The 12,401-nt window shown below is 46.5% G+C and carries 19 protein-coding genes and 2 pseudogenes; 3 read left to right on the top strand and 18 right to left on the bottom strand.

Annotation, left to right across the window (positions count from 1 at the left end):
* Nucleotides 1-108 precede the first annotated feature (108 nt).
* The 6 genes and pseudogenes from N902_RS17755 to N902_RS0112435 all read right to left on the bottom strand — a co-directional run bounded on the left by N902_RS17755 (nt 109) and on the right by N902_RS0112435 (nt 3,237).
* A complete protein-coding gene (locus tag N902_RS17755; protein ID WP_051564565.1) occupies nt 109-531 on the bottom strand; it encodes a PIN domain-containing protein in 423 nt (140 codons plus the stop codon).
* Nucleotides 528-779, bottom strand: coding sequence for an AbrB/MazE/SpoVT family DNA-binding domain-containing protein (locus N902_RS20015; RefSeq protein ID WP_051564564.1), 252 nt, complete (start codon nt 777-779; stop codon nt 528-530). Before N902_RS20015 ends, N902_RS17755 begins: the two co-directional genes overlap by 4 nt.
* A gap of 204 nt (nt 780-983) precedes the next feature.
* Nucleotides 984-1,067: pseudogene (locus tag N902_RS20590) on the bottom strand (hypothetical protein); the annotation flags it as partial.
* Nucleotides 1,068-1,255: 188 nt separating this feature from the next.
* Complete coding sequence (locus N902_RS0112445) at nt 1,256-2,125, bottom strand: nucleotidyl transferase AbiEii/AbiGii toxin family protein (protein WP_027371189.1); 870 nt, start codon at nt 2,123-2,125, stop codon at nt 1,256-1,258.
* Nucleotides 2,122-2,757 (bottom strand): type IV toxin-antitoxin system AbiEi family antitoxin domain-containing protein, encoded by a 636-nt coding sequence (locus N902_RS0112440; protein ID WP_034622751.1) that lies wholly within the window; start codon nt 2,755-2,757, stop codon nt 2,122-2,124. The genes N902_RS0112445 and N902_RS0112440 overlap by 4 nt, the downstream gene beginning before the upstream one ends.
* A gap of 285 nt (nt 2,758-3,042) precedes the next feature.
* Nucleotides 3,043-3,237: a sugar transferase gene (locus tag N902_RS0112435; protein WP_208596327.1), complete on the bottom strand. Its 195-nt coding sequence runs from the start codon at nt 3,235-3,237 to the stop codon at nt 3,043-3,045.
* A 48-nt stretch (nt 3,238-3,285) separates the two neighbouring features.
* On the opposite strand from N902_RS0112435, the gene N902_RS0112430 reads away from it, so the two are divergent.
* Nucleotides 3,286-4,293, top strand: coding sequence for an Rpn family recombination-promoting nuclease/putative transposase (locus N902_RS0112430; protein WP_027371186.1), 1,008 nt, complete (start codon nt 3,286-3,288; stop codon nt 4,291-4,293).
* Nucleotides 4,294-4,638: 345 nt separating this feature from the next.
* On the top strand, nt 4,639-4,818 hold the full coding sequence (locus N902_RS0112425) for a hypothetical protein (protein WP_027371185.1): 180 nt from the start codon (nt 4,639-4,641) through the stop codon (nt 4,816-4,818).
* 284 nt (nt 4,819-5,102) lie between these two features.
* On the opposite strand, the gene N902_RS17745 is transcribed toward N902_RS0112425, so the two are convergent.
* The 9 genes and pseudogenes from N902_RS17745 to N902_RS0112385 form a co-directional block, all read right to left on the bottom strand.
* Nucleotides 5,103-5,384 carry a sugar transferase gene (locus N902_RS17745; protein ID WP_279614663.1) on the bottom strand — a complete coding sequence of 94 codons (282 nt, stop codon included), beginning with the start codon at nt 5,382-5,384 and terminating at the stop codon, nt 5,103-5,105.
* A gap of 240 nt (nt 5,385-5,624) precedes the next feature.
* Nucleotides 5,625-6,239: an acetyltransferase gene (locus N902_RS19345; RefSeq protein WP_084288322.1), complete on the bottom strand. Its 615-nt coding sequence runs from the start codon at nt 6,237-6,239 to the stop codon at nt 5,625-5,627.
* A 20-nt stretch (nt 6,240-6,259) separates the two neighbouring features.
* A complete protein-coding gene (locus N902_RS19340; RefSeq protein WP_161635186.1) occupies nt 6,260-6,871 on the bottom strand; it encodes an LbetaH domain-containing protein in 612 nt (203 codons plus the stop codon).
* Entirely contained in the window at nt 6,864-7,529 is a 666-nt protein-coding gene (locus tag N902_RS17740; protein ID WP_051564562.1) for a sugar transferase, read from the bottom strand. Before N902_RS17740 ends, N902_RS19340 begins: the two co-directional genes overlap by 8 nt.
* A gap of 520 nt (nt 7,530-8,049) precedes the next feature.
* On the bottom strand, nt 8,050-8,478 hold the full coding sequence (locus N902_RS0112405; protein WP_051564561.1) for a putative toxin-antitoxin system toxin component, PIN family: 429 nt from the start codon (nt 8,476-8,478) through the stop codon (nt 8,050-8,052).
* Nucleotides 8,457-8,687, bottom strand: coding sequence for an AbrB/MazE/SpoVT family DNA-binding domain-containing protein (locus tag N902_RS0112400; RefSeq protein ID WP_027371183.1), 231 nt, complete (start codon nt 8,685-8,687; stop codon nt 8,457-8,459). Before N902_RS0112400 ends, N902_RS0112405 begins: the two co-directional genes overlap by 22 nt.
* Before the next feature lie 193 nt (nt 8,688-8,880).
* Nucleotides 8,881-9,072 (bottom strand): DUF2283 domain-containing protein, encoded by a 192-nt coding sequence (locus N902_RS0112395; RefSeq protein ID WP_027371182.1) that lies wholly within the window; start codon nt 9,070-9,072, stop codon nt 8,881-8,883.
* Nucleotides 9,069-9,284 (bottom strand): annotated as a pseudogene (locus N902_RS0112390) (DUF4258 domain-containing protein); the annotation flags it as partial. The gene N902_RS0112395 and the pseudogene N902_RS0112390, both read right to left, overlap by 4 nt.
* Before the next feature lie 142 nt (nt 9,285-9,426).
* On the bottom strand, nt 9,427-10,431 hold the full coding sequence (locus N902_RS0112385) for an Rpn family recombination-promoting nuclease/putative transposase (protein ID WP_027371180.1): 1,005 nt from the start codon (nt 10,429-10,431) through the stop codon (nt 9,427-9,429).
* 504 nt (nt 10,432-10,935) lie between these two features.
* Between N902_RS0112385 and N902_RS17735 the strand changes: the two genes are divergently transcribed.
* The gene (locus N902_RS17735) at nt 10,936-11,199 is read left to right on the top strand and encodes an AbrB/MazE/SpoVT family DNA-binding domain-containing protein (RefSeq protein WP_034622749.1); all 264 of its coding nucleotides are present in this window, start codon (nt 10,936-10,938) and stop codon (nt 11,197-11,199) included.
* Between the two features lie 416 nt (nt 11,200-11,615).
* Here the strand turns inward: N902_RS17735 and N902_RS18835 are convergent, their stop codons facing one another.
* Genes N902_RS18835 through N902_RS20665 form a run of 3 tightly spaced genes read right to left on the bottom strand, consistent with a single transcriptional unit; the run spans nt 11,616 to nt 12,390 of the window.
* Nucleotides 11,616-11,876, bottom strand: coding sequence for a four helix bundle protein (locus tag N902_RS18835; protein WP_482156180.1), 261 nt, complete (start codon nt 11,874-11,876; stop codon nt 11,616-11,618).
* A 5-nt stretch (nt 11,877-11,881) separates the two neighbouring features.
* On the bottom strand, nt 11,882-12,106 hold the full coding sequence (locus N902_RS0112365) for a type II toxin-antitoxin system MqsA family antitoxin (protein WP_027371179.1): 225 nt from the start codon (nt 12,104-12,106) through the stop codon (nt 11,882-11,884).
* Nucleotides 12,106-12,390: a DUF4258 domain-containing protein gene (locus N902_RS20665; RefSeq protein WP_027371178.1), complete on the bottom strand. Its 285-nt coding sequence runs from the start codon at nt 12,388-12,390 to the stop codon at nt 12,106-12,108. The genes N902_RS0112365 and N902_RS20665 overlap by 1 nt, the downstream gene beginning before the upstream one ends.
* Nucleotides 12,391-12,401 lie beyond the last annotated feature (11 nt).

Below are 12,401 nucleotides of genomic sequence, written 5' to 3'. Positions count from 1 at the left end.
CTTGCTTCTATGCTCATTTTTCGAGTGTTTCGAGCCTGCCCCGTGTACTTTCTTCCAGTACACTGGGGTGTTTCGTGGGCCATACTCTTCTCTTTCAACCATCCCTGGTCACTCGTTTTCTTCAATCACATCCAAGAAGAAATCGCCCACAGTCTGAATGACTATATTCTGTGTTTCAAGAGGGTTATTCATATACGCACCGAAATGGGCCTTGTCACCGGTCAACAGATGTGTGGCCCGGGATTGGAGGGCGGCCAGGAATATGGGCTGATCTTTGGCTGGAAGTTCAAGAGGGCAAGGCTTTGATCCAGGATTGGCCACGATCTGCAGGTCCTGGTACAGCTTTTTCAACCTAGAGACGCATTTTGGAAACTTGATGGAAAGGTTTCTGTGCGCTTCCTCCCAGGCCAGCTGACTGGTGATCAGCTTCCAATGTCCCAGTCCGCCCAACTCCAAGAGCAGGGCAGCCTTGCCTTCAGGATTGTGCGCAGCAGTGAAAATGACGTTTGCATCCAGGAAGATCCGCTTCATGCCTTTTCGCTGAGCTTATTCAGGATCATGTCCCGGGTTTGGGCATCAAGGCGGTCCTCTTCATCCCAGCCGTCAATCTGTTCATCGGTGTACAGGTCTATTTCCACAACCGCCGCCGGCCGCAGGATCAACTCGCCGTTTTTCTCTTCAGCAATCACTGTCCCTCCCGCTTCAAGGCCCATTTTTTTCCGCAGCTCGGCAGGCAGGGTGACCTGGCCTTTCTTGGATATGGTCAGATGCTGTCTCATCTTTGCTCTCCTTGGATATATGCGGTAAGAATATCCGATTTTCGGACTTTCGTAAAGAAAAAGAACTTCTGCCCACGAACCACGCGAAATAACACGAAAGTTAAGGCAAGAGATCTCGCCTGTGGCGATATATCTTGCTTCTATTCTCATTTTTCGCGTGTTTCGTGTGTTTCGTGGGCTATACTCTTCTCTTTCAAAGTAGACAGCCTCCAGAAACCCGCATCCCATGCGTTTATAAACCTCGAAACAGGCGCCGAGTATTGCATATACTTCATCTGCACAACGCATAAATCCCTCGAAAAAGAATTATAGCCCACGAAACACGCGAAATGACACGAAAGTTAAAGCAAGAGATCTCGCCTGTGGCGATATATCTTGCTTCTATTCTCATTTTTCGCGTGTTTCGTGTGTTTCGTGGGCCATATTCTTCTCTTTTCTTATATTTCCGGGTGTTTCGTGGGCAGTACTCTTAAGGTCTATTCATTCTCGATCTTGACCATATCAACCAGAGCTGAGAAAAACTCTGCCGACCACACATCCAGTTGGGATGCATCCTGGACAAAAGGGAGCACATCCCGCTTGGCCGCCTGAACATCCAGCTCTGCTATTGCCTGGCCGAACATCCTCTCCCAGTCCTGCCGGGAAACAGGTGTTTCCAGCTCCCAGTCCCCGGTCTGACGCATTCGGGAGGTCAAGTGCTCAAGATGCAAGGGAATTTCCTGGCTCACGAACCAGACCAGATCGTACCAGTCTCTGCCCTTTACTCTGCGCCCCCACTTTCGGAAGAGCAGGGCATGCATCTTTCCGGCAAAAAGATCCTGGGGCACAAATACGCGTACACTGAAAGGCACAGGCTGCAGAATATAGCGGATCTGAGTGTGAAAGCCCAAGGGCGGATCGGTGTCCACCTCGAATTTGACCTTCAAGGCTTGATTGCCCGGGACCTGTTTGGCCAGTCTCTCCGGCAGGCCAATGCTCAGCCGATGCACCCGGGTATTGGCCTTGACAAAGGCTGTCGCAATTGGGCTGTTTTCCTTGTTTTTTTCTGTTATTTCAGCCTCAAAACCAAATCCCAGAAGTTCCCTGTGCACGGCCTGAAAATAGGGCTGAAGTTCAAATTGCGGGTGTGCAGACAAAAGCGAAAAATCAAGGTCTTCGGAGAAGCGGTCCAAACCGTACAAAAGGCGCAGGGCGGTGCCGCCGTAAAAGGCTGCATGTTCGAAAAATTTTGCCCGCCAAAGGCCCAAAAGGCAGATGCGCTGAATGATTTCCTTGAGCGCGGTATCGTATTCATCCATGCTTTGGGGACTATAACGTTCCACCATCTGAATGATGACGTCCTTCATGCATATTCCCCAACCAGTTCAGACAGCATAGAAAGTGACCTCTTATTCTGGACAGCAGTGAGCTCCCGGAACAATGCAATGTCCAAATACCGCATTTCTTCAGGTTCAATCCTGAGATCGGCAAACAGAAAATCCCGCAGGGCATCGCGACTTCTCAGTCCTGAGGCAAAATACACCGTGTCCGCAATGGCCTTTTCCGGGCTGGCCATGAGAAAGCCACGGCCATCAGGGAGAACTCGAGACACAATGCCCAGGCTGTAGTATGTTTCGTGGACATGCCGATAGATGAAACGTCCCACCGGCGTGGTATAGGATTTTGACTTAGACAGAGTAACCGAGGTCACCGCTTCCGTCCGCTCCGGAATGAGCTGATGCCAGGACAGCGCGTACTCCAAAGTGATATAGGATGGACCATAGAGGAGATTGCCCAGGATTTCCCGGTTGATTTCCGGTCTTCGGCGCATACCCTGACCCAGGATGTACATCCCCTTTTTGACTCGGATAACCTGGCCGTGGGCCAAAAGCTTGGTCACTTTATCCCTGGGCCGTTTGTATTCCTGCAAGGCGCCCATTAAGGCCAGATAATCAAACTCATTGCCCGGAAGATGTGTATGCCATTGATTTGGTTCCATTATGTCGACATACTATCGACATACTGGACCTGGGTCAAGCTTTATCGCCTCATGCCGATAGGGAACCTTCTAAAGAACTTCTGCCCACGAACCACGCGAAATGACACGAAAGTTGAAGCAAGAGATCTCGCCTTTGGCGATATCTCTTGCTTATATTCTCTTTTTTTCGTGTGTTTCGAGCCTGCCCCGTGTACTTTCTTCCAGTACACTGGGGTGTTTCGTGGGCCATACTCTTCTCTTTTCAGAATTCTGTAGTCAGACCAGTGGGCTATACTCTTCCCATGTTCAGTGAACCACAGTCTGCCAAATATATTTCACATCCTTCCAAAAGGACCAGTTCTGCACATACTCCCGATTCAGCCGCACCTTGACCGGCCAAATGACCTCCCAGTTGTAGGCCTCCGGGTCATCCTGCCTGGCCAATATCTCCTCTTCATCCCGGTATTTCAGGGTGGCTGGCCCGGTTATGCCATTACTCAAAGGGACTGCACGCTTGCCAAGCGGTTGCATCCCAAGTATCCTTGACACATGGCTTCAAAGAGAGAATATGCTCCGCATGAAGGGCTGTTCCACAAGGTCTTCCGTAATGCGGGCAACACAAAATACTTCTTGCGGCAGCATTTGTCCGCGGAGATTCAACGCAATATCGATTTGGATTCCCTGAGGCTGGAGAATGTCTCCTATGTGGATGACAACCTGAAGAAGCATTTCTCTGATCTGGTTTTCAGCCTCATGCTCAAAGGCGAAGAGTTACCGTCCGCAAGGGTCTACCTCCTCTTTGAGCACAAAAGCGCCCCGGAACCCTTGGTGGGAATGCAGATCCTGCGGTATATGGCTTTGCAATGGAAGGATCTGTATGATCAAAACATGATTCTCGGTAAACTGCCTCCGATCTTGCCGATTGTGATCTATCAAGGCAGAGACAGTTGGAAGCCCCGGATCTCGTTTCATGATCTGGTGGAGATGCCCTCGGATTCTTTTAAGGCCTACATTCCTGATTTTGCTTTTGCTTTTTTCAGTGTCCGGGGGCTGGATGCACAGAAGGTCCAAGAGAATGTGATTCTTCGGCTCTACGTGGAGATGATCAAGTCCATGGACACGCCGCAGATCAAGGAGATGCTTCCCCGCTTGGTTCAGGGATTTGTACAGGCCCTTGGATCACATACCGCCACCGAATACATTGAAATATTTTTCAAATATTTGACCAAAGCCTCAGGGGTTTTGAGCAAGGATGACTTTCAAAAAGCCTTGTCGTACCTTCCGGAAGGAGGTGAGAGAGTAATGAATACATTGGCCGATCAATGGATGGAACAGGGAGAGCAGAAGGGCCTTATTAAGGGTGAGGTCAAGGCAAGCCAAAATAATCTTATAACAGTTGCTCAGGCAAAGTTTGGCACTTTGCACCCAGAGCTGATCGAAAAGATCCGTTCAATTCAGACCCTGGAAACGCTTCAAAGCCTTTTAACCCAAGCTGTTCTCATGAACAACGCCCAAGATTTCTTCCAAGAAATAAAAAGAGTTGCCAAACAGCACTAACCCCCATGCCTGCCAAGGCGCAGGCACGCTTGTGCTAACGAAGCATACAAATTGAGGTCTGAGAGTAGGCCGCCCGGCACTCACTTGCAGTTTGAACGTCCCTGCAAAGCACAAAAGTCTAGCCTCCAAGTGAGTGCCGGGTCGAGAAGAAATAGACAGCGGTTGAGGGCAACCGCGTACTATGTAAGAGCTGCACCCGGTTTTTTCATACAATCGGGCCAGGAGTACAACCCGGTTGAATGGAAGAAGTTCAACTGGGCAAGCAGGGCAGGCACGGAACACGCGAAGAAAGAGACGTAAGCGAGATAAGCGACCTTATTCAACTTATTGTACTTGGAGTATTGTATGACGACAAAAGAACGTGTAAAACAAGAGATTGACCAGATGCCAGAAGAGCTCGTTGAAAATGTATTTAATTTTATTGAATATTCTATAAAAAAACAAACCGATAAAAAACAGTTGCACACCTATAAATTGAATGGTGCATTTGACAAAATAGATATCCGTGAAAAGGCTTATGAGTAAATTACTTGTAGATACAAATATTTTGGTTTATGCTATTGACGAGGATTCCTTCAAATAGCCACTTTCAATCGGAAAAATTTTACACAAGTTGAGGAAATCGCTTTATATCCATTATAATAAAAAAAGAACGTCTGCCCACCCCGGTGAAACTAAAGAGGGTTTCACGGGGCAGGCGAACCACGCGAAATGGCACGAAAGCTTAATACAGATCGCCAAGGCGATCTGTATTACATCAGCATTCTTTTTTCGAGTGTTTCGTGGGCCATACTCTTCTCTTCCCATGTTCAGTGAACCACTGTCTGCCAAATATATTTCACATCCTTCCAAAAGGACCAGTTCCGCACATATTCCCGGTTTAAGCGCACCTTATCCGGCCAGATGACCTCCCGGTTGTATCTCTCCGGATCATCCTGCCTGGCCAATATCTCCTCTTCATCCCGGTATTTCAATGTCGCCGGTCCGGTGATCCCCGGCCGGACGGAGAGGACTATCCGGTCATCCCCCTGCAGCTTGTCCGCATAACCAGTAGCATCCGGCCTGGGTCCTACAAAATTACTTGCGTCAATTATAGCTTTTCAATCCAGGAACCGATTGGAAAAATTGACTCTTCAAAGTAAATTACCCATATCTCGCTTGACGCGAAATAGGTACGACAAATTACACACATCTTGTTTACTCCAGTGATATATGGAAAGATTTCAAAGGGATACTCTGAAATGGAAAGGCAATTTAAACTTGGGCACATTCATGCATAAGTTACTTTTTATGGCAGCTAATTACTATTGGTCATTAATATGGTACAACATTTATTTAATTATTTTCCCCGGATTACCTACGACAGTAGCCCCTTCAGGAATATCGTTAGTTACGACACAGCCAGCCCCTATCGTAGCAAAATCTCCAATTTTTATCTTAGGAAGAATATTAGCTCCCATACCAAAAGTTACATTTTTGCCAATAGTGACATACCCACCAACGACACACTGAGGGGCAAAACTGCAATAATCTCCAACAATAACATCATGTCCTATAGTGCTGTTGAAATGAACATGTACATAGTTGCCAACACAAGCTTTACTCATAACAAATGAATAAGGTAATAACACACACCCGTTCCCTAAAGATGCAGATGGTGATACAAAACTATTGTTGTCAATATATGTGTAAAATATACCACCATGGCTAGTTACAAATTCAACAATAGATTCTCTATGATTAGGAGTTAAAACAGAAATAATAAATTTAGTATCTGGAAAATTATATTTATCTATTTGATCAAATTTGGTGGTTGGAACATTATAATATAAATCCTTTTCAGATGGATCATCGTCCATGAAAGCCTTTATATTATATTTTTGATAATATAAGAAATCAAAAATCACTCTACCTAAGGCGCCACCGCCTGCAAGAACGATATCCATATAACATATCTCACTTAAATTTAGGGAATTAATAAAGCGGGCATATATCGTTTCAAGTGATCCAATATATCCTTTGTCATATACATTGATCCTGCATTTTGCGGCAAATCCATTTTGTATTCTTCTGGTAAGGAGCTTATTCTATGCGCAGGAAAACCTACAAAAACGCCTTCTTCAGCAATATTTTTCACAACCACGGTTCCGCCTCCGATAATTGCCAAAGGTGCTATGGTTACTCCTGCAAGAATAGAGGCTTGGGATCCTAGAATCGAACCATATCCAATATATGTTAACAACTGAACTTCCCGAATATTATCTTTCCTGCCATGATTTACGTTCTTTGTATGATTTGTAATTACGCCAGGACCTATAAAAGAATAATCTTCAGCTATCGTGGACTTAGAGATAATTGCTCCAGTGCGGATATTCACATTATTTCCTATGTAACATGCACCAGTAGATATACAGTGATCATCGAATATTGTATTATCTCCAATAATAGTACCTGACTTCAAAGTAGCCCTATGACCAATTTTGACATTATCTCCAACTCGAACATCCTTTTCGATAATAACATCATGCCCTAAATTCAAATTTTCTCCACATATAAAATCGCTACTGATTTTATCCATTACCATTCCCCTTTCTACTTGTGTAGATTTGATTGGTACTTTCAAATTGCCTTCTTAAGGCGCGCTCATCCACAACAATATTTTCTTGTTTAACAATTTTGGCCAAAGTTTTGATTATAATATTTATATCTAATTGCAAACTCATTCTATCAACATAGTATACATCCAAACGAAAACGATCATCAAATTCTAGGGCATTTCTCCCCTCAACTTGTGCAAGACCGGTAATACCACCCCGAACTTCATGTCTTCTGGCCTGCTCAAGTGTATACAAGGGCAAATAATCCATCAAAAGTGGTCTAGGCCCTACAATGGACATTTCTCCCTTAAGAACATTAAAAAGCTCCGGCAATTCATCCAGACTGGTAGTTCGCAAAATTCGTCCAAGCCTTGGCAAGCGTTGCTCGTTCGGCAATAAATTCCCCTCTGCATCCCGCTCATCCGTCATGGTCCTGAACTTATAGATAGTAAAGGGCTCACCGTTCAACCCCGGCCTCTGCTGCCGAAACAGCACCGGGCTGCCCAGCTTTATTCTGACCAGCAGGGCCACCACGGCCAGAATAGGGGAGATGAGGATCAGACCGGGGATGGTCAGGACGAGGTCGAAGAGGCGCTTGCCGTATCGTGCATACCACGAATTGCTGGCTTTGGCTGACATTGGCCTTCCTTGCTTTTGGGAAGAAAAGAGTTTTGTCCACCAATCTTCATTTGGGCTTATCGCCCAAAGGAAAGACTTATCTTATTCGTGCCAATTCGTGTAAATTCGCCTGCCCCGTGTACCTTCTTCCAGTACACTGGGGTGGACGAAGAAAAAGAGTCTTGTCCACTAATCTGCACGAATCTCCACTAATCTTCATTTGGGCTTATCGCCCAAAGGAAAGACCACTTCGCCGCAGGCGATGAAGCCTGTCTGTTCAACGATCAGTTGAATAGATAACTACTTATCTTCTTTATTCTTATTCGTGCCAATTCGTGTAAATTGGTGGACGAAAATAAAGTTTTGTCCACTAATCTTCACCAATCTACACGAATCTTCCCTTGGCCTTATCGCCCAAGGGAAAGATCAGCTCGCCGCAGGCGATGAAGCCTGTCTGTTCAACGATCAGTTGAATAGATAGCTACTTATGCTCTCTTCTCTCATTCGTGCCGATTCGTGTAAATTCGTGGACAAAAAGCTCTTAATCCCGATTGAATCTTTGCAAAAATTGCGCAGGCTGCAAAATAGAGATGGATCTATATTCTCCCAGGTCCAGCAGGTGCTTATTTCCTGATATTATTATGTCCACCGATCCGGCCAATGCGCAATGGATAAATTTGTCATCGTCAGGGTCGGCAGCAACGATATGGATGTCGGATGAAGCAGTCACCGGCTCAAAATAGGGAAGGATCTCTTGATGCATTACATACTCGATTTCGGCTCCAGACAGCTGGAATTTGGGATAAGCCAAGACTTTGAGATATTCGTCAATCATCTCTTGAGTAATAAACGGCTGAATAGCTTTTTTCTGCCACAAAGAAACTATCCTGCCGGGAACTCCTTGAAAGAGAAGGCCTGATACCACCACATTGGTATCAACAACGACCTTTATTCCTTGGATCTTGCCCACGCAACTGCTTCCTGAACAGATTCCGGCCCAAGGCCCAACTTCTTCATTTTGGATCGGATCGCATCCAAATCGGTCTCATAGGTCTGAACCGGTTTCAAAAATATCCCGCCCTCCTGATAATTGGCTTCCAGGTACTTGATACCTCCAAGCTTGTCTGCCAGTTTCTTGGGGATTGTGATCTGGTTTTTGGAAGTAATTTTGACCAGCATATTTTTCTCCTGACTTCTCATTTTCCTTACAGTAAGATTATAGGAAAACAATGCTTGGGTCAAGAACGGTTTTTCAAGAGAGAAAAGAGTCTTGTCCACCCGCAGGCGATGAAATCCATTCCTCGAATTACACATTTTGGGTCAAGCGCAAAATGGGTAGTGCATCGGATATCGGACATCGGACATCCGCTTCTCATGCAGCTTGGCTGCGGAGCAATGGCCAAGCGCCTTGTTTGGAAGCCTCTAGGACGACAATTTCAACTATAGTCCCGTCTTGGGCATAGCTAATATGTGTATTCCAGTCCTGGGAAGTCTCTTTAATGATTTCTTTTTCCGAAAGACGTAAAACCAGAATATCATCGGCTTCGTCATAAGTAACTCTCATAACTCCACCTCCCACTGAAAAAAGTGCATAACAGTCTTGACGATCAGTTTCTCCTCGAGTGCAACAGCTGCACAGATCAGATTGTCATCACGACCCGGCATGCTTTTAGCAACCCACAACCGAATATCGTCCTTATACCTCGTTTCACCGGATTCCAGGACTTCGGCCATCTCATCTTCGCTGATTTCCCGCTGGATCATTCGTTCCCTTGCATGTCGGGTGAAGTATACCTCAAGGCCAAATCATCTACAAAACATGTCTTGATTTCCGCCCTTCCGTCGCTTTGTTCGCTCAAGTCGCTTCAATCCCTCAAGTCATTAAAATCGGCAAGCGCGAAATGGGTAATGCATTGGATCACCCCAAAATTCTCAGCACCTCGAATTTATCTTGCGCAAAGAGCACAGTTTCCAGGGCCTGATCCAGCAGAGCTTGGTCCTGGATCGCTGTTATCTCTGTTTCTTCTCCGACCGTCAGAGAAAACTTCCGATTCATTAAACGGAGCAGTGCGACTCGCTTCCCTTGAAGCTCCCCCTGCTGCATACCTTGTTGCATACCCTGCTGCATACCTTGTTGCATACCCTGCTGCATGCCTTCTTCACGTAACTTCTCGGCTATGGTGGGCATAATCTCTTCTCCTTGAGGGATATTCGTTAGTGCTTGATACACATCCTGGACATCAACATGCTCGGCGGCCTGAAAAACATATTCCAGTATGACCTGCAGGTATTCGGTCACTCGCTCCTTGGTGCTCAGTTTTCCAAGCAGGCTGAGAATCTCAGGCAAGCGCTCCCGCAGCTCTGGAACCTGGATGTATTTGAGCAGAAGTTGTACCGCCCGCAGAACTATTGTTCCCTTCAGATCTTTTTCATCCAAGTGAGAAATGTCATGCAGTATGTGCTCAAACTTGGGGATAAAGACGGAAAACTCAGCAGACGGCAGCTGAAAAAGATCTTCAAAGCGCAAACTGAAATTCCAGGCCCTGGGGCCGTGATAAACGAGCACAGGAATTATCAGCGGCAGCGGTCCAGGACCACTTCGGACATGATAATACCACGAGCTGGCCATATACTGCAAAACCTGCACCCGGGCATAGCGCTCAGGTCCGCTTTTGTGCTCAAAGAGAAAATACAATTCAGCCGGATCGCCTGATGTGACCTGGGTCTTGACCGCCACGTCGCTGAAGTACTCGGACAAATCCGCATGCACATAGCTGGAGTTGACCACTTCCAGGGTATCCAGGGCCAAGTGGGAAACAATTGCCTCCGGAAGATTGGTTCGGACAAAATCGCGAACGATTTCGGGCCTGGAGAAGATCTGCTTAAAAAATCTATCGTGGATGTGCGGACTCGATGAGGACATAACTAAAGTCTAGCTTCTGCTTTGGGCAGTGGCAAATATGTCCTGCCGAAATTACACATTTGCTCTCTTCTCTCATTCGTGCCGATTCGTGTAAATTCGCCTGCCCCGTGTACTCCTGGCCCGTTAAATCCTCTGCTATTTAACTGGGCTTCTTCCAGTACACTGGGGTGGACGAAAAAAAGAGTCTTGTCCACCCGCAGGGGATAAAATCCATTCCTCGAATTACACATTTTGGGTCAAGCGCGAAATGGGTAGTGCATGGGAGATCGGACATCGGATATCGGACATCAGACATCAGCTGTTCTAAGAGACGACCTCCGACTTCCGACCTCCCTCCGGGGCGTAGGCCCCTATGGGCCGGGGGCCGACCTCCGACCTCAGTCTATCAAGTCTCCCACATATAGCGTTTCTTGACATTTTGTCATATTGCACATATATTATTTTTCCAATTGCTTTTCCTCTCGGCAATTGAGCTCGTATACGCAAAAAAACATGGAGAAGGATATGTTAGTCACAATTGATAAAAGAGGAAGCATCAGCTTGCCTTCTTCATTACGCAAAGATCTGGGGCTTGGACCCGGTTCCCATCTGGAGCTCGCAGTCGAGCCCGGCGGTGCCATAACTCTCTACCCAGTTGCAATACACCGGGCAATAGAACTCAATGCCGAGGGCTTATCCAGGCTCGAGGAGGCCAGGGAATCAGGGCCGGGAGCATTCCCGGAATGGTTTGATCAGGAGCTGGCCGATGCCCGGGCTGATACCGAGTAAAAAATTTTCTGCTGACCTGGAAAAATTGAAAAGCAATAAGGCCCTGATCAAAAAAGTTGCCAAATGCCTGACTTTCTTGGAAGTGAATCCTTTTCATCCAGGACTTCATATCGAGCGGATTGCAAACGATCCAAGTGCATGGTCCGCAAGGGTGGACAAAATGTATCGGATCTCCTTTGAACCTTCTGCCTGTCTTCCCTCAGGAAGCCCGGACCGGGCATCGCCACTCAGGCTCCTGCGCATCCTGACTCATGACGACCTGTACAAAAATCCGCATTAACGCCGTGCATATCGACTTCCGATCTCCATTCCGGACATCGGAGATCGGATATCGGACGTCGGTAATCACAAGAAAACGAGAGTTTATTTGAGGATGATAAACTGATATCGGAGACCTGATATCGTCTGTCGGAAAATTACTTGATAATAAATGGATCTGGGTTCTTCATCATGGAACCAAGCATAGAACCAACTGATTTACATTTTGTAACCAAACCTTGATGCTGATCTGTGCTGATATACCCACAATCTTTTGCAAAATCCAACCAAGAGTCTGTTTCGGCATTCTCCCTGTCATCATACGGGAAGATAACGGGCCCCTCATTTGTGCGGTCCAAAAGCCCGGCATTGAGCAGGGTATGTACATCGCTGTGCACGCCCTTTACATCGCATCTCACGAGTTTTAAGCCGCCCAACGCAAAATTTCGACCTCAACTCCTTTCTTCACCGCAGACTCTCCCAACTCCATCACACGTTCGGTCATTTCTTCAGAAAGATAATATTCCCCGCAATTATCACACACGTCGGCAGGAACGTTCTTTATCACTACGGTGGTTTCATCTCGTTGCAAGGTAATAGTTGCGGTACCAGCTGAAATCTGTCCTGTTTTACAGATAACACAATTCATTACTTCCTCCTTGACCTGAAATCTTCCGACCATTTATCATGATCGGGTTTATACGCCGTGACAACAAAACATTGCCCTGATTCTTTGTCCTGGGCAACTACAATGTGAATCGGCTCGTCTTCGCAATAGCCAAGCAATAGGTAACTCGGATAAGGGCAGTCGTCAGGATAATGGGCGATGACCTCACCTTCCATGATTATTCGTCTTATAGCGTAGCTACTTAGAGCCCGTTGAAACATCCTGCTTATAGCATGCCCACTGAACTTTATAGATAAGCAGTCCAAGCTTCTTATCT

Source organism: Desulfovermiculus halophilus DSM 18834 (assembly GCF_000620765.1).
In the GTDB taxonomy this organism is placed as follows: domain Bacteria; phylum Desulfobacterota; class Desulfovibrionia; order Desulfovibrionales; family Desulfothermaceae; genus Desulfovermiculus; species Desulfovermiculus halophilus.
Note: the sequence above shows the minus strand (reverse complement) of the source record. Positions and strands in the feature narration are given on the sequence as shown.

Excerpts from the sequence above, each read along its gene's own strand:
- N902_RS0112440 (WP_034622751.1), bottom strand. The coding sequence starts at position 2,757 with ATGGAACCAAATCAATGGCATACACATCTTCCGGGCAATGAGTTTGAT.
- N902_RS17755 (WP_051564565.1), bottom strand. The coding sequence starts at position 531 with ATGAAGCGGATCTTCCTGGATGCAAACGTCATTTTCACTGCTGCGCAC.
- N902_RS0112400 (WP_027371183.1), bottom strand. The coding sequence starts at position 8,687 with ATGCTGGTCAAAATTACTTCCAAAAACCAGATCACAATCCCCAAGAAA.
- N902_RS19345 (WP_084288322.1), bottom strand. The coding sequence starts at position 6,239 with ATGGATATCGTTCTTGCAGGCGGTGGCGCCTTAGGTAGAGTGATTTTT.
- N902_RS0112445 (WP_027371189.1), bottom strand. The coding sequence starts at position 2,125 with ATGAAGGACGTCATCATTCAGATGGTGGAACGTTATAGTCCCCAAAGC.
- N902_RS0112395 (WP_027371182.1), bottom strand. The coding sequence starts at position 9,072 with ATGAGAGTTACTTATGACGAAGCCGATGATATTCTGGTTTTACGTCTT.
- N902_RS0112385 (WP_027371180.1), bottom strand. The coding sequence starts at position 10,431 with ATGTCCTCATCGAGTCCGCACATCCACGATAGATTTTTTAAGCAGATC.
- N902_RS19340 (WP_161635186.1), bottom strand. The coding sequence starts at position 6,871 with ATGGATAAAATCAGTAGCGATTTTATATGTGGAGAAAATTTGAATTTA.
- N902_RS20015 (WP_051564564.1), bottom strand. The coding sequence starts at position 779 with ATGAGACAGCATCTGACCATATCCAAGAAAGGCCAGGTCACCCTGCCT.
- N902_RS0112425 (WP_027371185.1), top strand. The coding sequence starts at position 4,639 with ATGACGACAAAAGAACGTGTAAAACAAGAGATTGACCAGATGCCAGAA.
- N902_RS0112430 (WP_027371186.1), top strand. The coding sequence starts at position 3,286 with ATGGCTTCAAAGAGAGAATATGCTCCGCATGAAGGGCTGTTCCACAAG.
- N902_RS17740 (WP_051564562.1), bottom strand. The coding sequence starts at position 7,529 with ATGTCAGCCAAAGCCAGCAATTCGTGGTATGCACGATACGGCAAGCGC.
- N902_RS0112365 (WP_027371179.1), bottom strand. The coding sequence starts at position 12,106 with ATGAATTGTGTTATCTGTAAAACAGGACAGATTTCAGCTGGTACCGCA.
- N902_RS17735 (WP_034622749.1), top strand. The coding sequence starts at position 10,936 with ATGTTAGTCACAATTGATAAAAGAGGAAGCATCAGCTTGCCTTCTTCA.